This is a genomic window from Brevibacillus laterosporus DSM 25 (assembly GCF_002706795.1).
GTDB lineage: Bacteria > Bacillota > Bacilli > Brevibacillales > Brevibacillaceae > Brevibacillus_B > Brevibacillus_B laterosporus.
In genome coordinates, this window is the sequence record NZ_CP017705.1 from 1,092,732 (window position 1) to 1,110,846 (window position 18,115).

Annotated in this window: 29 protein-coding genes; all 29 read right to left on the reverse strand. The window is 44.8% G+C overall.

What is annotated here, in order from left to right:
- Positions 1 to 13 precede the first annotated feature (13 nt).
- The 29 genes from BrL25_RS05170 to BrL25_RS05315 all read right to left on the reverse strand — a co-directional run bounded on the left by BrL25_RS05170 (position 14) and on the right by BrL25_RS05315 (position 18,055).
- Positions 14 to 367, reverse strand: coding sequence for a hypothetical protein (locus BrL25_RS05170; protein ID WP_018671685.1), 354 nt, complete (start codon positions 365 to 367; stop codon positions 14 to 16).
- Positions 360 to 707 (reverse strand): hypothetical protein, encoded by a 348-nt coding sequence (locus tag BrL25_RS05175; RefSeq protein ID WP_018671684.1) that lies wholly within the window; start codon positions 705 to 707, stop codon positions 360 to 362. Before BrL25_RS05175 ends, BrL25_RS05170 begins: the two co-directional genes overlap by 8 nt.
- The gene (locus BrL25_RS05180) at positions 682 to 1,062 is read right to left on the reverse strand and encodes a putative PDDEXK endonuclease (protein WP_018671683.1); all 381 of its coding nucleotides are present in this window, start codon (positions 1,060 to 1,062) and stop codon (positions 682 to 684) included. Before BrL25_RS05180 ends, BrL25_RS05175 begins: the two co-directional genes overlap by 26 nt.
- Positions 1,055 to 1,306: a hypothetical protein gene (locus tag BrL25_RS05185; RefSeq protein WP_018671682.1), complete on the reverse strand. Its 252-nt coding sequence runs from the start codon at positions 1,304 to 1,306 to the stop codon at positions 1,055 to 1,057. Before BrL25_RS05185 ends, BrL25_RS05180 begins: the two co-directional genes overlap by 8 nt.
- 6 nt (positions 1,307 to 1,312) lie before the next feature.
- Positions 1,313 to 2,401 (reverse strand): P-loop NTPase family protein, encoded by a 1,089-nt coding sequence (locus tag BrL25_RS05190; protein ID WP_018671681.1) that lies wholly within the window; start codon positions 2,399 to 2,401, stop codon positions 1,313 to 1,315.
- 3 nt (positions 2,402 to 2,404) lie between these two features.
- Entirely contained in the window at positions 2,405 to 2,716 is a 312-nt protein-coding gene (locus BrL25_RS05195; RefSeq protein WP_018671680.1) for a hypothetical protein, read from the reverse strand.
- A complete protein-coding gene (locus BrL25_RS05200) occupies positions 2,703 to 2,885 on the reverse strand; it encodes a hypothetical protein (protein WP_018671679.1) in 183 nt (60 codons plus the stop codon). Before BrL25_RS05200 ends, BrL25_RS05195 begins: the two co-directional genes overlap by 14 nt.
- A gap of 12 nt (positions 2,886 to 2,897) precedes the next feature.
- The gene (locus tag BrL25_RS05205; protein ID WP_018671678.1) at positions 2,898 to 3,284 is read right to left on the reverse strand and encodes a hypothetical protein; all 387 of its coding nucleotides are present in this window, start codon (positions 3,282 to 3,284) and stop codon (positions 2,898 to 2,900) included.
- Positions 3,281 to 3,832: a hypothetical protein gene (locus BrL25_RS05210; RefSeq protein ID WP_018671677.1), complete on the reverse strand. Its 552-nt coding sequence runs from the start codon at positions 3,830 to 3,832 to the stop codon at positions 3,281 to 3,283. The genes BrL25_RS05205 and BrL25_RS05210 overlap by 4 nt, the downstream gene beginning before the upstream one ends.
- Before the next feature lie 245 nt (positions 3,833 to 4,077).
- Positions 4,078 to 4,422, reverse strand: a complete 345-nt coding sequence (locus tag BrL25_RS05215; RefSeq protein WP_018671675.1) for a putative PDDEXK endonuclease — start codon at positions 4,420 to 4,422, stop codon at positions 4,078 to 4,080.
- Positions 4,423 to 4,533: 111 nt separating this feature from the next.
- Complete coding sequence (locus BrL25_RS05220) at positions 4,534 to 4,833, reverse strand: hypothetical protein (protein ID WP_018671673.1); 300 nt, start codon at positions 4,831 to 4,833, stop codon at positions 4,534 to 4,536.
- A 66-nt stretch (positions 4,834 to 4,899) separates the two neighbouring features.
- Positions 4,900 to 5,259, reverse strand: a complete 360-nt coding sequence (locus BrL25_RS05225) for a hypothetical protein (protein WP_018671672.1) — start codon at positions 5,257 to 5,259, stop codon at positions 4,900 to 4,902.
- The gene (locus BrL25_RS05230) at positions 5,256 to 6,224 is read right to left on the reverse strand and encodes a PD-(D/E)XK nuclease family protein (RefSeq protein WP_155803024.1); all 969 of its coding nucleotides are present in this window, start codon (positions 6,222 to 6,224) and stop codon (positions 5,256 to 5,258) included. Before BrL25_RS05230 ends, BrL25_RS05225 begins: the two co-directional genes overlap by 4 nt.
- Before the next feature lie 10 nt (positions 6,225 to 6,234).
- Positions 6,235 to 6,696, reverse strand: a complete 462-nt coding sequence (locus BrL25_RS05240; RefSeq protein WP_018671669.1) for a ribonuclease H family protein — start codon at positions 6,694 to 6,696, stop codon at positions 6,235 to 6,237.
- Positions 6,696 to 7,115 (reverse strand): hypothetical protein, encoded by a 420-nt coding sequence (locus BrL25_RS05245; protein WP_018671668.1) that lies wholly within the window; start codon positions 7,113 to 7,115, stop codon positions 6,696 to 6,698. The genes BrL25_RS05240 and BrL25_RS05245 overlap by 1 nt, the downstream gene beginning before the upstream one ends.
- A gap of 19 nt (positions 7,116 to 7,134) precedes the next feature.
- On the reverse strand, positions 7,135 to 7,653 hold the full coding sequence (locus tag BrL25_RS05250) for a CYTH domain-containing protein (protein ID WP_018671667.1): 519 nt from the start codon (positions 7,651 to 7,653) through the stop codon (positions 7,135 to 7,137).
- A 1-nt stretch (position 7,654) separates the two neighbouring features.
- Positions 7,655 to 7,849: a hypothetical protein gene (locus BrL25_RS05255; protein ID WP_018671666.1), complete on the reverse strand. Its 195-nt coding sequence runs from the start codon at positions 7,847 to 7,849 to the stop codon at positions 7,655 to 7,657.
- Positions 7,846 to 10,086 carry a DNA polymerase gene (locus BrL25_RS05260; protein WP_018671665.1) on the reverse strand — a complete coding sequence of 747 codons (2,241 nt, stop codon included), beginning with the start codon at positions 10,084 to 10,086 and terminating at the stop codon, positions 7,846 to 7,848. Before BrL25_RS05260 ends, BrL25_RS05255 begins: the two co-directional genes overlap by 4 nt.
- Positions 10,087 to 10,283: 197 nt before the next feature.
- Positions 10,284 to 10,475 (reverse strand): hypothetical protein, encoded by a 192-nt coding sequence (locus BrL25_RS24670; protein WP_155803022.1) that lies wholly within the window; start codon positions 10,473 to 10,475, stop codon positions 10,284 to 10,286.
- Positions 10,438 to 11,040 (reverse strand): hypothetical protein, encoded by a 603-nt coding sequence (locus tag BrL25_RS05265; RefSeq protein WP_018671663.1) that lies wholly within the window; start codon positions 11,038 to 11,040, stop codon positions 10,438 to 10,440. Before BrL25_RS05265 ends, BrL25_RS24670 begins: the two co-directional genes overlap by 38 nt.
- A 187-nt stretch (positions 11,041 to 11,227) precedes the next feature.
- Positions 11,228 to 11,788, reverse strand: a complete 561-nt coding sequence (locus BrL25_RS05270) for a sigma-70 family RNA polymerase sigma factor (protein WP_018671662.1) — start codon at positions 11,786 to 11,788, stop codon at positions 11,228 to 11,230.
- A 1-nt stretch (position 11,789) separates the two neighbouring features.
- A complete protein-coding gene (locus BrL25_RS05275) occupies positions 11,790 to 12,896 on the reverse strand; it encodes a toprim domain-containing protein (protein WP_018671661.1) in 1,107 nt (368 codons plus the stop codon).
- Between the two features lie 539 nt (positions 12,897 to 13,435).
- Entirely contained in the window at positions 13,436 to 14,014 is a 579-nt protein-coding gene (locus BrL25_RS05280; RefSeq protein ID WP_018671660.1) for a Na-translocating system protein MpsC family protein, read from the reverse strand.
- A complete protein-coding gene (locus BrL25_RS05285; protein ID WP_018671659.1) occupies positions 13,975 to 14,853 on the reverse strand; it encodes an FAD-dependent thymidylate synthase in 879 nt (292 codons plus the stop codon). Before BrL25_RS05285 ends, BrL25_RS05280 begins: the two co-directional genes overlap by 40 nt.
- Before the next feature lie 14 nt (positions 14,854 to 14,867).
- Positions 14,868 to 16,070 (reverse strand): RtcB family protein, encoded by a 1,203-nt coding sequence (locus tag BrL25_RS05290; protein WP_018671658.1) that lies wholly within the window; start codon positions 16,068 to 16,070, stop codon positions 14,868 to 14,870.
- Positions 16,048 to 16,227: a hypothetical protein gene (locus BrL25_RS05295; protein WP_018671657.1), complete on the reverse strand. Its 180-nt coding sequence runs from the start codon at positions 16,225 to 16,227 to the stop codon at positions 16,048 to 16,050. The genes BrL25_RS05290 and BrL25_RS05295 overlap by 23 nt, the downstream gene beginning before the upstream one ends.
- Positions 16,224 to 17,312, reverse strand: a complete 1,089-nt coding sequence (locus BrL25_RS05300) for an ATP-dependent DNA ligase (protein WP_018671656.1) — start codon at positions 17,310 to 17,312, stop codon at positions 16,224 to 16,226. Before BrL25_RS05300 ends, BrL25_RS05295 begins: the two co-directional genes overlap by 4 nt.
- A gap of 253 nt (positions 17,313 to 17,565) precedes the next feature.
- Positions 17,566 to 17,763: a hypothetical protein gene (locus tag BrL25_RS05310; protein ID WP_018671654.1), complete on the reverse strand. Its 198-nt coding sequence runs from the start codon at positions 17,761 to 17,763 to the stop codon at positions 17,566 to 17,568.
- Positions 17,732 to 18,055: a hypothetical protein gene (locus BrL25_RS05315; RefSeq protein WP_018671653.1), complete on the reverse strand. Its 324-nt coding sequence runs from the start codon at positions 18,053 to 18,055 to the stop codon at positions 17,732 to 17,734. The genes BrL25_RS05310 and BrL25_RS05315 overlap by 32 nt, the downstream gene beginning before the upstream one ends.
- Positions 18,056 to 18,115: the final 60 nt, after the last annotated feature.

The following is an 18,115-nucleotide window of genomic DNA, read 5'->3' on the forward strand; positions in this document are numbered from 1 at the left end:
CTTCTCCTCCCCGTTATTTCGATATTTTGTAGTTAGCCATTAGATGGTCAACAAGATGCTCAAGATCAGCAAAACGATGAGACACCATCTCTTTCAGGAGAGGTGTTAGAATCTTGTATCCTACTGCTAGAATAGGTGTAGAGTTAGTATAGGCAGAATGGATTAAGACGACCTCATCAGGAGTAAGTCCTTCACGATTAAGATTGCATACAAGTACATCTGATTGATATACCATTTGCTTAGCCATAAGCATGTACTCTCTCTCCGTCAGGTCGGCGGCTGATCTAGGGTCATGAAGTGCCCAGGCTATGTGGGAAAACTGGGTAACCTCATCTACTGTGAAACCAACTGCTGTAGCACTAAGCATTATCTAACACCATCCATCCATAGGCTTGACCTTTCTTGATTTCTTCAAGAGTCAGAGTACCAAGCTCCTTACCATCGAGATATTTGAACAGATCAGACATATAAACGTTGAACTGTTCACCAGTCTCCCCATGCTCTATAGTTAACCCTGCACTTGCACGGGTTGAGAACCAATCCACAATCTTGAACGTCCCGCCGACCCGTTGCTTGTCACGAGTAATCTGCTTCAGCTTCGGACGTACAGGGTACTCGTGGTTAAGGCAATAACCGTAACGATCATCATCCTTGTACTCCTTGCCGCAGAACTCGCAGACTTTAACTGTTATCTGACTGCTCGCCATACACCTTCCCCCTCAACTCAGAAAGCTCCTCAACCATCGCGTAGAAGTCCTTGTCTCGTAATACGAAGTAGTCAGTGCTGTCACCAAAAGAGAATACCAAAGCAGGAATTTTCCTGTTATCGAACGCTTCCTGCTCGATCTTCTCCATCCACTCCTTTTTCAAGGTTATAGACTTAGAATTTCTTGCCTTAGTTTTGGCTTCAATTTGAAAGAGCGGTGTTACCACATCACTCTTTGCAAACCACAACGCCCCTGAAGCCATAACACGCTTTGCTTCCTGTTTGATCATCTGTAAACTGCGCGTAATACGCATCTCCTGACGTTTAGATGCGATCTGACCTTGGCTCTTAGACATGAAGGATCTCCTCTCGCTTTCTTGCTAAACGCTCCTGTTCCATGAAGTGAGCAATCTTAGTTGTGAACGCACCCTCTACGTTCTCAATAATTTGTTCTTTGTTTTCTTCTACTAAGTCTTTAATAGCTTCCTCATACAATTTCTGAGCTTTCTTCTCTAGTAAATAATTGAGTAAGTAGCCTAAAGATAAGGAGGTAGCATAAGCTACCCCCGCAACCCCAATACCCCAAGCAATGGCTTCCATACGTTTTTACCCCCTGATTGTTTTTTGCACAAGATCGTAGATCAGGTTGTAAAGCTGACCGCCGTTTTCTTGAACATCCTGTTCTATTGCTTCCTTCGCCTTGGCGATACCGTTCCATTTCTGCTCCTTGCCCTCCGCATCAGGTACAATCTCTCCCGTGGTAGGGTCAACAAGTTTAAGCCAGGATGTACCGCTTAGTACACTGACTTCCTTTGCTACCGACACAAGCTCCATAATTCTGTCCATGCCGTGTGCATAATACAGATCAATGGTAGCTGTCTTAAAAGGCGGAGCGATTTTGTTCTTGGATACCTTGAGTTTGGATTGCTGACCAAGGATTACTTTGGACGCCCCTGACCCCTTAGCAAAGAACTCACCCTTACTAACGTCTAGTGTTTGGGTGGAGTTATGCTTGAAAGCTCGTCCGCCTGAGGAATCTGTAGGTGTACCATACATTGAGAAGGCTCCGATCTTGTCTCTTAACTGCTGAATGAATATCAACGTGGTTCCAGAATTCTTCAACTCACCTGAATTGACAAGCTTACGCATTGCAGAGGAGTTCAACTTGGACGTACCACCCACCCGATTCTCCTTCTCAAAGTCATCATTCTCCATCTCGCTTTTCAACATCAGACCATCAGTAGAGTCCAGTACGATATAAGCAAACCGTTTACTACGAAGCATCGACAGAATCATTCCGTAGATTTTCTCAGCATATGTATCTGGCTGAGAGATGAACAGCTTGTCAGTGTCAACACCTAACGTCTTAGCCCATTCAAGGTTCAAGGCATTTTCCAAGTCAATGATTGCATTGTCGCGTTCAGGCTCTACTTGCTGTGCTTCAGCGATAGCCATAAGTGCCAAGGTTGTCTTACCTGCCGCTTCACCGCCGCGCAGGAACACCATTCGACCCTGGGCGTACCCGCCGCCAAGTGCAAGGTCGAGCATCAAGGAACCTGAGGAGCGAACATTGATGTCGAACAATTTCTCGGACTTACCGAGGAGAAACATCGACTGTTCCCCGAACTCCTTTCGGAATTGATTGAGGAGCTTTACTCTCTCACCGTCACGTTCGTCAATGGTGATTTCAGACATTGATTACTCCCCCTCTGCGAATTTTTCTATCTCTGCCCAACCCTTCTTCATGGTTACGAAGGGAGCGAATGCACCGACAGCATTGTTGAGCGACCGTTCATCAAACTTATCAACCTCATTCAAAGCGCGAAGCAAGTCTGTGAACCCGCCAAGGACTTTATACACATACTCACTGTATGAGTACTCATTGTTAATCTTCGGGTACTTCTTGAAGTCAGCGAGGGCTATGCCTGTAGCCATTACAGTTCGCTCGAAACCCTGTGATATCGTTACGTAACTACTACCATCCCTGACCACAACATCAAACCTTACCAAGTCGTACATCCTCCCTTGTGGTAATCTTCACGCTGTAGAAGCCGTGCTTATCCCGTTTGATTACAGCGGAGTCTCCCACGGAGGTCTTAAATGTACCATCCGTGAGATTATTCCCCTGCATGAACGGGATAATCTTCTCGTGAACTAAGTTGTGGAAGCTCATCTCCATGCCGCTACCTCCTTACTTCTTTTTCTTTTCAAGCTTGCGTCTGCGAACTGTTACAAACTCAGACTTATTCTCGCTGAGGAACTGACCAACTACATGGGAAGTGACGACTTGCTTCTCAACGAGAGCAGACACCCCTTGGTAGTCCAGTTCATCACGCTCACGACCAGTCTTAGATGCGAGACCATCCTTGTCGAAGGACTTCGTGTAACGGTAGTTGTTTTTGAACGCAAGGCAATGAAGCTCATCCACTGGAACCACTTTCTCTGCAACGCCTTCCTCCCGAAGGATATCCGCGATAACGTCCTTGATTCGGGTTTCAGCAATCTCAATCTCAGACTTCTTCAGACGCAACCCCAAAAGCTCGTGACCCAACTCAACCAATCGAAAATCCTTACTCATGCCAGATTCCCCCTGTTCAATTGTCTTCTCGTATCCAGATTATCGTTACCCCTACGGGTTATCTCCCGAGAGATCGCATTTGCGCGGTGCTCGTATCCTTCGCGTAGAGCGCGGAATGTGATAAATGTTGCGAGGTTCTGTGTATACGTCTGTTCCCATTCGATATAAACAGGCTCCGTATGAACTGAGGCATCCCGTAATTCGCGGCTACCTTCCTGTATCGTGTACAATTGTTTCTTGATTGTGTCCCTGATCTCCCGAGCAGTAGCTTGGTCGATGTCAGCTAAGGCTTCACAGTATCTCGCATAGGAGATCATCGTTGTCCACCTGTCAAGGAAGTCACCTAGCTCGGAGAATGGCACGTTAGCCACCCCACCGTACCTTCGTTTCATCTGTTCCCACTCCGTGAAAAGGTCAACCCCATTCACAGCGTCCTCAGGCTTCGGCGGGACTGGTAGACCCGCCTTAGCTATTTTAGACTTGGTAGATTCTCTTGACGTGAAGTTTTCGATGCCTTGCTCGATATGCTGTCGAGTAATAGTGGGCATTAATTACTTCGCACCTTTCAGTTTTGTTGGATATATTTCCTCAAACATATACATTAGCGACCATAGTAGGTAATGTAATCAAATCCAAAACGAGGAGAATTAAATTTGCTATAAATCCCCCAATTTTTTCTTAGGCAATTACAGACCAAATTTCTTTGCTATTAGCCAAAGGACGTAACAATTCAGTCCAATATTCCAAAGGTTCACCCAAATACCAACGACAAGCCATACTTTTGATTTTTTGTTCATGTCAATTCCTCCAATTTTTTCTTTGTTTCTTTCAGTTCATTAAAGTGGGTATAGTGAATAGTCACTAGTACATCCTGGTTATCTCCCTTTTCTTTCATGACTAATATAGGAGTTTTACCTGATTTTTTGGCTTCCAACTTCAGCTTGTCCCACCAACGAAATACCGCAATCTTCTGATAACATTTACACTCAATCTCGTAGGTAGGGTGAATGACATCACCAGTACGATCTTCACCTTGGTCGGTTTTGTTGATTGCCCCCGACCCCATGTTCCGCTTAGCCCCGTCAAATATGTTTTTACCTACCCATCGTTCGAATGCTTTCCATAACTTATCTCCCATATCTCTTAACCCCCGTAGTACAAAAATCCGCTAAGTACGCCGAGAGCATAGAAGAAAAGAAGTATTATTACAGTGAGAACTTGTGGATCAACCTGCTTATTAAACATCATCTCATCCCCCTAATGCTGTGAACTCTGTTCGGAACTCACGAGCTTTCTCCTGTCGAGCTTCAAGAACCCTTACAGGTGGTGTAACCTCTCCAAGCTCGACCAATTTGCGGAACTGGCGAGTAATCGTCTCAGCAGGTGTAGACTTGCAAATCTCCGATATATCCTTCAGGTTATCGTATAGTACCCAGTAGGTAGATATAAGCTCGTTGTAATTCTCCTTAACTTCAGGGAAGGCTTTAACCATCTCTATGATGTTCTTACGGATATTGAAGAACTGGCTAACTTTTGGTTGCTCTTTCATCCTAATTCCTCCTCGATGTTCTTAAATCGCCTTACACTTTCTCTATACGAACCGAGGTGGTGATTGTTAAGAGATGATCTTTATGATTTCTTCAAGTTTGTCCAACGTCAGGCTATCGAACTTGGTGTTGTTGAGATCGTAAAGAATTTTAGTCCTACGTATGTGGTCGATAATTTCTTTAGTAACTGGCTCAAGACGGTAGAAGTTTCTGTACCATCCCGTACCAGAACGATAGTCTCCCTTCTCATCAAATAGAGTGTCGTCAGAGAGTCTAATCTTTCCTTTTGAAGTAATCTTCTTGACGGTCAGAATCTTGTATCGTCTCTCAGACCCATGTTGTATAGTGTTGTAATAAGCAACCTTGTCGCCTTCTTTCAACGACTTGACCCACTCTCGACGCTCCTGTTCCCACTTCATCACGGTCATTTCTTCTTCGGCTCCTTTATGTCTGCGTCACATAGGTACTTGAACTCGCAGTACTTGCAATTAGCACTTTCCTCCTTAGGAGGTAATTCCCCACGAATAACGTAGTCCTCAATAGTAGTGATGCGGGCTACCACCCAGTCCAATTGCTCCTGACGGTACTCAACCATGTAAGCCTTCCACTCCTGGTTACCTTTGTTAAGGTAAAGGAACATCACGTACTTCGTTCCTGTTCCTAAACAGTAGATAGCACCCTGCTTCAGGTGGTCTTTTAGCGGTTCAATAATCTTTTCATAGTCCGTTGGGTTAATGGTCTTGAACTCAAACAGAATGTCCTTGTTCATGAATGTCAACGCCCCATCCACCATTGCGGAGATCGGGAACTTCTTCGTCCATCGGTTATCCACGAATTTAACCTCCATTGGTGGGGCGTTATGCTCTTTAATCCACTCAATGCCTTCAGCTCCGTAGGTAGGAAGTTCCTCAAGAGGAATCAGCTTGATCGTGGAATTGTCGTCTCCATCCATCTTCATAAGTACCTGGGTCTGAACCCATTCGTGAAGCTGAGTACCAACGTCAAGGATGCGCTCGGAGCGAGGATAACGCTTCTTCTTGGCGGGCTGTTCCGTCAGCTTGTAGAACTGCATACGCCCGCATTTGTAGTAGCTCGATGGGTTAAACGCCAATCTACCTGACCGTTTATTGTCACGACCAGTGAGGAATTTGTCGAGCACAGCTACAAACAGTTCCTCAGGGGTCTTGTTATTTGCCTTCTGTTCCTTCTTTACCATGTTCGCAAGTTTCTTTAGACTCATCGGAACAACCCTCCCCATATAACACCCGCAGATAATGCGGTAACAATGATAGAGAACAGCATCAAGTACAGCTCGTGCTTGTTCACCTTCTCCAACATCAACTTGCGAAGGAATAAGAAACCAATAAGCCCGAATACAGTTAGGAAAATCCAAGCTACTACCGTCACAATTCCTTCATCCTTTCCTTGGCTTCTTTTGCAAGCTCATCAGCTCGTTCGTTGTATTTATTTCCGTCATGCCCCTTAACCCAGTGCCACTTGACATTGAGGTATTCGGACATGCGGTATATTGACTTGATAAGGTTAAGGTTTGGTCGGTCAACCCATCCCTCCATCTTCCACTTGTAGCAACGCTCCTTGAAGGCGTTCACTACATACTGGCTGTCGGATACGATGTGGATGTTCCAATGCTTTGCTTTGTCGAAGTCCAGACTTCTGATGGCTTCATATGCCGCCATCAGTTCCATCTCTCCGATGGTCGTCCCTTTCTTACCGCCCGACAGCTCCTTGTAGTGAAGCACTTGCCTGTTATTGTCAAGGACGAGGAGCACAGCTCCCCACCCTCCAACACAGTTTGGCTTACCGTTAGCAGATGTCGAGCCATCAGTGAAGATGGCTATTTGCATTAGTAACCACCCTTACGCCACAAGACTTCGACCTTCACGTTTACGAAGCGTTCAACGAAGTAGAACTTACGTCCACCAAGAGTATAGCTATAGCTCTTTTCGATAGCTTTGTCACCAAGGTTAGCTTCGTGTTTATTTAGCTCCTTGACCCTCTGCTCTGAGTACATCCCATAGATTTCGAGAGCATTACCCTCGTAGTCGCCTGTAAGAGTCAGGTACTTTCGGAACCATTCAGAGAAGTCATGGTCAAACCAGAAATACAAACGGAGGTCTTGCTCTTTTAGGTACACATGGATAGGAGTGTATGATTTGGGTTTGCCTTGCATGAAGTAACCCTTCTCTTTGAACCAGTTACCTTCAGGTAGATTACGGGCATCACTTATTGAGAACCCTTTATTAATCTCAAGAATAGGTGTCATGACTACATTTTCCCCCAGTTTATTTTTTATTGTTTAGAGCTTTCCAAATGTTCTGAGCCTTGTAGCTCTTGTCTTCAGTTACCTCTTTACCGAACCAAGAAGGAGGGATAAACTTTTCTGCTTCTTCTTCAGACGGGAACTCGATCTCAATAATGAAGGTGTTGATGTCCTCGTAGTGATCGAACTCAACTAAGCGCTCTACCCCGTCAATCTCGATAGAAAGTTCCTTGCGGCGTTTTGAGATGTGCTTCTCAGGAATCAAGTCACTAATTTGATAGTATGTGTTCTGTGAAATGCGGTTCTCCAACTCATCTCTCACCAGTCCAAGACCATGCTTAATAGTCAAGAAGTAGTGGTGGTCAATGGTTTGGTTATTATCGTCCTGCATCTCGGTATGACGAACACGAACTTCAGAATTCCCTGTCGCAAGGTATGATTGATATGTCATTGTATTAGTGACAATTCGATAGTCTTGAGCCAAGACTTCCTCAGGGTTTAGTACTAAGAACTTACGCTCGATTTCTTTAGGCATTACCATTTCAAATTTCCTCATTTCTCTTCTCTCGGGTATATTGATCAAGCAGTTCGGCTTTTGTGATTCTGCCGCCGCCCGTGTACTTACACATGAAGTAAAAGTAGTCCACATAGTCCTTGGATTTGTAGACCCGCTCTATTAAAATGCGAACTTCAGGGTCAGAGTTCCTGACCCACACGCCGCTTTTGACTTGCATCATGCCGCATCCTCCTCCAAGAACATAGAAAGATCATCCTCAGACATTTTTTGACCCCACTTCTTACCTACCTCGATGTCAGACTTTAATCCGCAATCGAGTGGAAGCGCGTTACACATGATGTCAGCAATTCTGCGAAGATTGTCCATACCAATGTCTTCGGGTACATCGAAGATGATCTCGTCATGCACCCACATCACGATTTTCGCGTCCAGTTCCTCTAGCAGAGGTTGGAGCTTAATCGAAGCAAGCTTAACCATGTCAGCAGAAGAACCTTGAATTACTGCGTTAATTCCCATTCGATGTCCACGACCGATGAGCCACTTCTTGCCTGACTGCATCTCCTCGTAGACTCTGCGCTTGCGACCTAACATTGTCTCCGTATACTGAAGCTCATTCATCAGTTTGCGTTGTTCTGCCATCCATTTTAGAACTCCTGGGTAGGCATCGAAGTAACCCTTGATGTATTCGATTGCTTCCTCCTCGGTGATCTCTAAGGTCTCTGCTAACCCCTTTTCAGACATTCCGTAGATAATACCGAAGTTAACTACCTTCGCATCCTTACGGAATTTCTCGTACTTAATACCCAGTTCGACATCCATTCGAATAGTCTCAGGGTCTTTGGTTCTGATCTTCTCTTCGTTGAATAGCTTACGAACATACTCAGCATCCATAAGCTTGACCTCTACGAGATTTCCGTCAGGGTCAAGGAACAGCTCCTTCATACCACGGCGATACTCGAAGTCATCGTAAGTAACACTGTCATTGTTTCGATTCCACATCCCTACAGCGGTCATGCTGTGAACATCCAAGCAATCTCGGTAAATCTTCAACAAGGTCTCGTCTTGCGACACATGTGCAAGTACTCGGAGTTCTTGTTGCGAGAAGTCGATAGAAGCTAGGAGTCGTCCGTCATCAGCAATAAAGGCGTTACGGATGAGTCCACCAACCTTAGCGGGTATTTGCTGAAGATTCGGGGTATTACAACTCATTCGCCCCGTCTTGGTTCCAACAGGGTTGAATGACGTATGTACTCGACCGTTAACAAGGCTCTTAGGTAGCTTGTCAGCAAAGGCAGTAGTCAACTTAACCTTCTCACGAAACTCTAAGAGGAACCCTACCACCTCATGTGCCTTCTTCAGCTTTTTGAGAGTTTTCTTGTCGGTGCTTGTTGGCTTGTCCTTATTGACCTTAGGAAGCCCTAGCTTTACATAGAGGGCTTCAGATAGCTGTACAGGGGAGTTAAGGTTGATCTCTCCCGTATAAGACCAAATCTTCTGTCTAAGAAGCTCAAGTTCGTTGTGTAAGTCCTTTGCAACTTTCTCTACTAGGTACTCACGATCAAGAAGAACCCCTGCTTGCTCTGCCTTCCATACGATGTCGAGAAATGGCATCTCTATATCGAAGAACAGATCGTATAATTTCTTGAGGTTCCCACGATTCAACGCCCGCCCCTGGAACTCAGCCATACGATAAGTAAGCTCGGTATCCTTAATGGCGTAGTAACCCGCTAAGCACCCAGTCCGAGTGTTAGGGTCAAGCTTGATCGGGATTTTATCGAACGTGACCTTACCGAACAGTGTGGAGAACTTATCTGCTTCTACTTTCAAGTAAAACGGTGCCATATCTTTGAGTGCCTTCGACTGGTTCTCATCGAGCACAGCCTGACCGATCATAGTATCGAGCCAAGGGACTAGACGAATCCGCATCCAGTTCCATAAAATGTGCATATCAAACTTAGCGTTGTGCAGAAGGAACTTTGTGCTTCTGTCTTCAAATATTGGGCGTAGCATGTCAGCTACAAGTTCTCGTGGTAAGCAAATCTCCTCAACGTGTTTCAATGGAATGTAATATCCTCTGTGAGGTGCATACACGCTGATACCCACAATCTCGTCAGCAAACGGATTGACACCCATTGTCTCCGTATCCACCGCCACAACACTTTGGGTACGTAGCCAACTGCACATATCGTCCAGTTCCTCCATAGTCCAAACCATGTGGTAATAGTCAGGCAAGACTGTGTTGTTTGCCATCTCTGTAATCTGCTGTTCTTTCTTAGTGACCTTCTTAGCGGCTGACTTCTCCGTTACGCCCACCTTAGCACGAGACTTCTTTTTCTCAGTCTTGGCTTCACGGCTCTCAAGGAGTTCTGTAAGTTCTAGGGCACTTGTCTCCTCGATAGCATTTTTCTTGCGTGATGCTCTCTTACGCTTAGGTAATTCCACCACTTCGAGATTCACTCACAACCACCTCCTACTTTCTCTATACGAAAAGAAAAGCACCCAGTTAAGGGTGCTTTGAGGAGTCTCTTATTTAGTTTAGTACGCGGTATACGTCAACCTCTTTAGCGGCTAACTCCTCATTGGTCAACATAACCCCTCCCTCAAGTTCTCTATACGACATGATCTGACCACAGTTAAAATAAAAAGACCGCGAATCACTTCGCGATCTTTTCATTCCATTCGGGGAGTTCTATCCACTGAGCTACATCATACATTTCACCTAATTCAAACAGTTTCATAAATTCCTGCTCCATCAGGTATTCCGTAATGATAATATCAGCGGTTAGGTCTTTATAGATGACCCTCTTCTTAGAAAGGAAAGTCATCGTTATTCTTGGAGCCGCCACCTTGGTTTCCGCTATTACTTACATCACCACTCGGAGCATCAGTAACATTACCAATAGTGTTCATCAATGCCAGTATTGCATCACGGGTCAGCGTTTGATCTTCAATCAAAGCTTCGATGTTCAAGCGTTCAACCTTCTCAGTAAATGGCTCAAGGTCACGAGCGAAGAACTGGTATTTCGTTTTCAGCTTCTCACCTTGACGAGCGATCTTGAAGTCACGTTTCGTTAGATCACCGTATTCCTCAATTAGACCAAGCAACTGGGTACCCATAGTCTGGGATGCCTTGAGGATTTTAACCCTCTTATCAGTGTAGTCGTACACTTCCAAGTAGGACTTGAATCCAGGTTTATTACCGCTACCTTGCAACGGGTCTTCGTTGCGTGGTAGTGCCGTAATTGTTTTCCATTGACCGTTGATTTCTAACGTGTACTCCCAGATAGAGATAATCTCCTCAGCAGGAGTCAGGATACGAACTACAGCCGACTCATTAGGCATAATTTTCAGCATAGATGTGGAGTTGTTTGCCGCGTCACGAATTGCACCAAGACCTTTTTGCATTGCCATGTTTGTTCACCTTAACCTTTTCGTTTTTTAGTGGTGGGCTTCTTGCCCCTCACTTTCTCTATACGAGGTGTTCAGGAGATAATTAAGTGCAAGAGCTAATAATTTTCAAACAAGGAGATACCTGAAGACATAAAAATAGCCCTGAGAGTATGATCTCTCAGGGCTTTTGGGGTATGTATAACTTTGTTTAGAGTGCTTCGTACTTCTCACGAATCCCTTTCCATAGTTGAGATACACGAGGTTTTGAGACTCCAAGAATTTCAGCAATTTCTACAAACTCGTATCCCGAAGAACGTAATTTGAAGATTTCCTTTTCACGGTCGTTCAGCTTCATATTATCCATAATATCAGTCACAAACTCGAAGTTCTCGAAACCGTACCCTTCGTGACCTAGGACAAAGCTTGCACCGTTAACATTTTCATCATCCGTATCGAGGTCAGTAGATAAAATTTGAACAGCGTTTACCACACTCAAGTTTTTCTCAGACATACACTTACGATACATGTCCTTAATCTTGTTGTTGATCAAGTGGTCAACGAAGGTAGACATCTTTGCTTTATCGGCATCATACTTGTCAAGGGACTTGTACAATTTAATCATAACTTCCTGGGTTACGTCATTCTTCTCCATGCCCGCGAACGTCTTACCTCTTAGTTTTTTGCGGCACTTGTCTTGAGCCTTACTCAAGAAAGCATCCATATCACCAATAGCAAACAGTTCATCGAAACCTAAAGTAGTAGTTGACATTTTATTTTCCCCCAATGTTAGTTTTAGTCGATGTTTTGATTTCTTCGATGTCTAGGAACCTTGCTTCTCTTACCAGTGACTCATATTGGAGGTAAGGAATTACCTTAATGGTACCTAGCATGTTACTTTTCAGTAGATCGTTTGAGTCCTTATACTTCTGCTCCTCGATGTCAGTAATTCCGTATTGGCGGTTAGGGTACAGTACAACATTCACCCTAATAGCGGAGTGCTTTGAGATCAGCTCGTAAGCCTTGATCGTACACTCGACTCCCGCTTTATCGTTATCGAAGAATAAGTTGACTGTCTTTATCCCCGCCCGCATCAGTTCCCTAATTTGATCTACAAACAGTACCCGTCCGAGAATAGCACCAGCAGGTAAACGTCCTTCGTAGCAAGCCATAGTGTCGGTTTCAGACTCATTCAAGTAAATTTCAGTAATAGGGTTAGGTGCTTGCAAGATATAGTATAGACCGTAAATAATATCCTTCTTATCTATACCTTTTTCATTTAGGAACCCTTTTCGTGAAACAAAACGCTTCTTGATGAATCTTACTAACCCCTTACTTGTCCTCACTGGGATTGTGATAGCCTTGGTTTCTTCATCGTAGCCCACTTCATACTTGCTGATTGTGTGCTCCGAGAAACCACGACCATAAATGTATGAATGCCTTTTTTTTGTAAAGCGAAGTACTTCTTCTTCAGGTAAAGAGCGCGTTCTGTCTTTCTTGGTGCCGCCATCGAGTATGCTCTCCATATCAATAGGGTTGCGCTCATTTGAGCTAACCACGAGGTAGTTCTTTATAATAAACTGCATCCCGAGTAGTTCGTTAGGAAAACCTACTGCCATCTTGACTAGTTCTGCAAGACTTCCACCTGCCCCACATCCAAAGCAGTTCCATCTATAAGGGTAAGTACTCTCAATTCCGCATGATGGATTGTTCTCGTCATGCGAGGGACAGCAAAACATAATGTTCGCTCCTTTATTTATGACCTTAGAGAAAGCTGTTACGTTGTATCGAGAGATATTTCTCTCAATCCAGTAACCTCTAAGATCATCAAGGACTTCTTCAATCTCTAGCTGATAAGAGGACAGTAGAGAGTTTTCCATGATTCGCCCTCCTCACAATTAAAAGTTAAACGTTACTAAAATGCAAGAGCATTTATTTAGAGTATTTTTCAAGACAAATCTCCACTTTACAAGAATATCAAATGAGAACTAATGTTCGCAAGTAATATTTTACCACCTCACAAAATTTATTTCGATGCCAAATGTTAAAACTTCCTTACACTTGCTCTATACGAAGCGAGTTAAGAATTGTTAAGGGGAGATTTTTATTTTCTGATTCAATCAAATAATGTGGGTATAACACTTTAACTAAGGCAACAAGAAACATACAAAAAAGACCAACACAGAACACATCCCTAGGTTTTACCTAGGAAGGTGGAATGTGTCGGTCTTGGTCTGACTTGTCTTCTTCCCAATTACCGAAATATGGTCTTTATGTATAAAGGATTACCAAAGGCTTCATCAAGGTGTAGTGTCTATCTGATCGCCACAGGTAGAATTATAAGGGAAAGGTATGTAATGAGTCAACACAAAAATAGTTCAATAGTACCTACCTGCTGAATTAACCAGTAATACCCGACTTACGATAAACGAATTTCTTCGTTCTTTAGTAGCACTTCTACATCCATATTCATCTTCATTACAGTAACCTGTTCCGAGAAATCAGGACTAAAATATACAATCTTAATCTCTCTAATCTGTAATCCAAGGTGCATAAAAGCAAAAACAGGGTTAAATTCCTCCTTCATTGCGTCTCCCAGTTTTATCTTGTAATCGTTATAAGCCTGACTAGGGTGCGTCTGCATGTGTTTAAGCATAAACGACTCAGGGTATGTATGTTTAGCAGTGTATTTAATGATGATTAATTCACCCATTACTGCAACCCTTGTTTCAATTGGACCCCTCTCGATAAATTCTTTTCTCAGTCTTGATGCTATTTTAGCGAGTGTTCTCTCGAAGTCCCTGCTATCAATTACATCTTCACTCCCGTCTACCCAACTATGTCTATTTATATTAACTAAAACTGGTACAGCTAGACAAGCAACAAAAGCTCTCATTAACAGCCAACCATTCATTAGGTATAAAGATATGCCCCAAGATGTATCTCGGGACATATATCCTAAGTGCTTATACTCTTTTTGTAGAATGGTAATGCCCACTTCCCACTCTCATCTAACTCAATCAACCCGCATTTCTTTTTTTCAGGGCAACCACTCGCCATGTAACAAGGCATATTCACATCACCAAAGATCGTAGGGAAAACTTTCTTCAGTTGGTGGGTCTCCTGTCTTCGGATGCGCCGAATCTCATCCTGTGCCCTCAAGCACAACCGCTTCTCTGCGTGGTGAATCCACGACCACAGGTTTCGGGTGTCCATATACACAGTATTAATTCCCACAGGGAGCCGCGCTCTCATGGTCTCACGAATACGCTCAGGGTTTAGGTCAAGGCTATCCCAAAAGTCGTTCAGCTCCTCGTCAGTATACTTCGAGTACCGATATATTGCCCGTTCGTGATCGTCAATCCACTCTTGACGCATACCGAGTAAGAACCCCGCCCGTTCAGGGTCTTTATCCATTACCCTTGATATATAGGACATTTCCAGATAGTTGGGTACATAGTAGGTCAATCCACCGTCTGCCGCCCGACAGTATCGCAGGGAACGCTCATCGAATGATGCGAGTCGTGCCCTCAAGTCCTGCCGTGCAACGAAGATTGGAACCTTCTTCACGAATGTAGCCGAGCCATGCTCAATCACTGTGTTGTGGTGACTATCTCGGCAGTGTAATGAAATCCTCTGTCCAATCTTATTAGGTATCAAGGTCTCATCATCGTGCGCTACCTGTACCGTGTCGTAACACAGTGCCCCCGCGTTTGCTACGAGCACTTCTGCCCCGTCATACCACCCCACCATGACCGAAGTCATTAGTGGGATTTCACGAGTTAATTCGATCACGTTCTTATACTTCTTCCCGTTATATTCAAGCCTTACTGCCATTGATGTCTTCCTCCCTAGTCTTTGTAAGGGTCGAACTCGTTAGCTCCCGCCATGCACACGCCGATAGGTCTGAGCACATTCAGGATGTCAAGTGTTCCCACGTGAGCGTCCAGTACTTCTTGGAGCTTGCGGTACACGAACGGACTTTCATCGGTTCCCGCCCCACGCAACTCAACGCCGTACTTCTTGATAGCGTCACCCATCATCTCCTGAGAGATTGCACCACCCGAACGAGTCCTAGTGTGGTAGTTCATTTTCCCTGCCGCTTGTGTACGACTCATTACGCGACCCGCACCATGGACAGTGCTGTAGAATGCGTTCTCGCTTTCCTCGGTGTTACGCCCTTGGACGATCACAGAGATGTCACCCATTGAGCCACCAATGAAGCCTGTTTGACCAGGAGCCAAAGGTGTTGCTCCTTTACGAACCACGATCACATCCTTACCGAAGTGGTTTTCCTTCCAAGCATAGTTATGGTGATTATGCACTGAGAAAGTTGCTTTGGCTCCCAGGATGGAGAGCACTTGGTCAATCACATAGTCACGACCTGCATAAGCGTACCGACCTGCCAACTTCATTGCACGGTAGTACATATCCCCGATCTCAGTATCAAGGTCAAATAGTGTTGGTGGTTGTTCCATTTTTTCCCCAGGAGTCTTACCTAAGAACTCACGCCCCGCGCCAATGTTCAGGAACCCACTAGCTGTCTTGTGACCAAACCCACGGCTACCAAAGTGGTTCGCAATCCAGATAGCTCCTGTGGCAGGTTCAACGAAGATGTCTACGAAGTGATTTCCAGAGCCTACCGTTCCCAGTTGGTTCTGGGCTAAAGACTTCATCTTCTCAAGAACACCCAGTTCAGCGAACACAGCCCAGTCAGCATCATCAAACAGCTCATGATCGACACGCTCACTATTAGTCCGACCGACACCGAAGGATATTCTACGAGCAACCTCGTCCATGATGGAAGGTAGCTTGTCCTGAACGTCCTCGATTTGAAGGTTCGTGCGTACTGCCTTATTGCCGCAACCAATATCGTACCCAACTCCTGAAGGAGAGATTTGACCGTCATACACGATCACACCGCCGACTGGTTGGCTATATCCGAAGTGACCGTCTGCACATAGAACACCGCCGACCACATTACCTGTACTCAAACAAGTGTTGAACTGTCCAATTGTTTTCTCATCATGATTACCGTAGATTACTGTTTGCATTTTCTTCATCCTCTCGTTCATTTGGAATAGAAACCTCAACGTACACACCACAAGGGCAAGAGAGGTTAGAGACAATTCCATCCCCTTCCCTCCCGTAGTCTTCAAAAGAGAAGTCGCCACCCCAAATCAGTTCATGCTCACATCTTGGGCAATTCATAGAACACACTCCGATGCGTTCTTGTCGTCACGCATACGTGAGAACTGTGGGTGACGGTAAAATCCATCCTTTGTCTTCTGCATGGCTTTGATCTCCATAACTTCTCCGATATATTTGTCAGGATTTTCTGACATGTCCTTACGAAGCTCCTCTGTAATGCCAGAGCACTCGCCTAACTCAATCAGATTCCCGTGCTCATTGAACTTCCCGAACTTCCCGAACTTCACCGCCCCAACCCAGTCATTGAAGAAGAACTTGGTAACAGGAACCCATCCCTCAATAGGCATGTACACCTGTTCACCGTCCTCCAACAGTTTAACGTCCAGTACCTCATAGGTATTAAGAACAAGCTCTTTCTCGCCGCTTGGGTTAAGCCAGTAAGACCATGTTTCGATTTCTTTGCCTGTATACTCTCGGACTGCATCCTTGAAGCCTATGATGACCACATCATCATCAATCTCTGTCTTAACCTTTATCCAGTTCTTCGCAGGTTTCTTGCCTGGAACGTACTTGCCATTCACATTCTTCAGCATCACGCCCTCGCCGCCACGAGCCAAGATACTCTCAAGGAACTCTTTCTTGTCAGTACGAACATACTGCGAGAGCTTCATGTAATCGTTAGCTACCATTGGGAATACTCGCTCAAGAACAGCTCGGCGTTCGTGCCATGGCTTGTCGATCAACCATTCACCTTCAAGCATCAGGATGTCGTAGACCATGTACAGAAGATTTCCTTGTTCTTCCTGACGCTCGATAGCCTTATCTGCCTTTGCCCCAAGTATTGAAGTAACCTCATTTGATGTTTTGCCTGGAATGTACAGTTCTCCATCAAGAATGATTCCAGGGAAGATTGAAAGGTGTTCGGCTAGGTGTGGAATCCGATCAGTCTTCTCGACAGGGATACCGTCAACATCACTGATACGGCGTGAGAAGAATCTGCCGAAGATTGAGAGATAACGAGAACCGTCCCATTTCTCCTCAGCAATGTAGTTAAGGTCACTGAGGAAGGCTTCAAGTTTTGAACCATCCTTTACAGAAGTACCTCCCATAGGCAGTACATGCTTGTCCAATGGATAATCACGCATTAAAATTACCTCCTAGAGTTTGGTTACTTTCTTCGGGCATACTTTAAGTAGATGACGGGATTTCTTGCCGTTCAGCTCAAACCACGATGCGCACTTGTTTTCGAGGTACCATTTGCAATCGCGGCAGATTTGCTGAACCACGTTCTGGCATCTCATAGGCACTCGATCTTGGTGTTTGGCAGGGATTTTATCCCCACCGATCACCAGTGCCTTGCGGCAATTATTGAAGTAATCGCAACCGTTACAGGCTACGTTAATTTTGTTTTCCATCGGATTCCTCGATCTTGAGCAAACTGAAGGCTACGAGACTAACTGTTGTGATTGCGCCATGGTTTTCTTCAATGAAGGAAAACGCTTCTTCAGTAGCTCCTACAATGTCAGATGCAAAGCTTCGGAACTCAGTGGTAATAATCTCGTCCCTACTCAGGGCGAATGTCAGTCTGTACAGCATCTTCATCCTCCTCTTGTGCAGTAAGCTCGATGTCTCGAACTTCTGTGAGATCAATAATATGGGCTACATCGTCTGTATCTTCCAACGTAATCGCCTTACCCTCGTTCTTGTGTTTAGTGAAAAGCCTTCGGTACTCTTGCTTAACTTCATCAGCATTTAGAGGGATTTCACGGATGACCTTTCCAGTTTCTTTTTCCTTTTGCTGAATTATTGGATTGCTCTCAACCCAGGTGACGGTCTTCTTCTTGCCATTCCCCTTAAAGTAGAAATGAGCCGTGAGTTGTACATTCATCAGGTAGTACCTCCTTAAAATAAAATGGCTCCCTAATTCCTCTATACGAGGAGGGGAGCC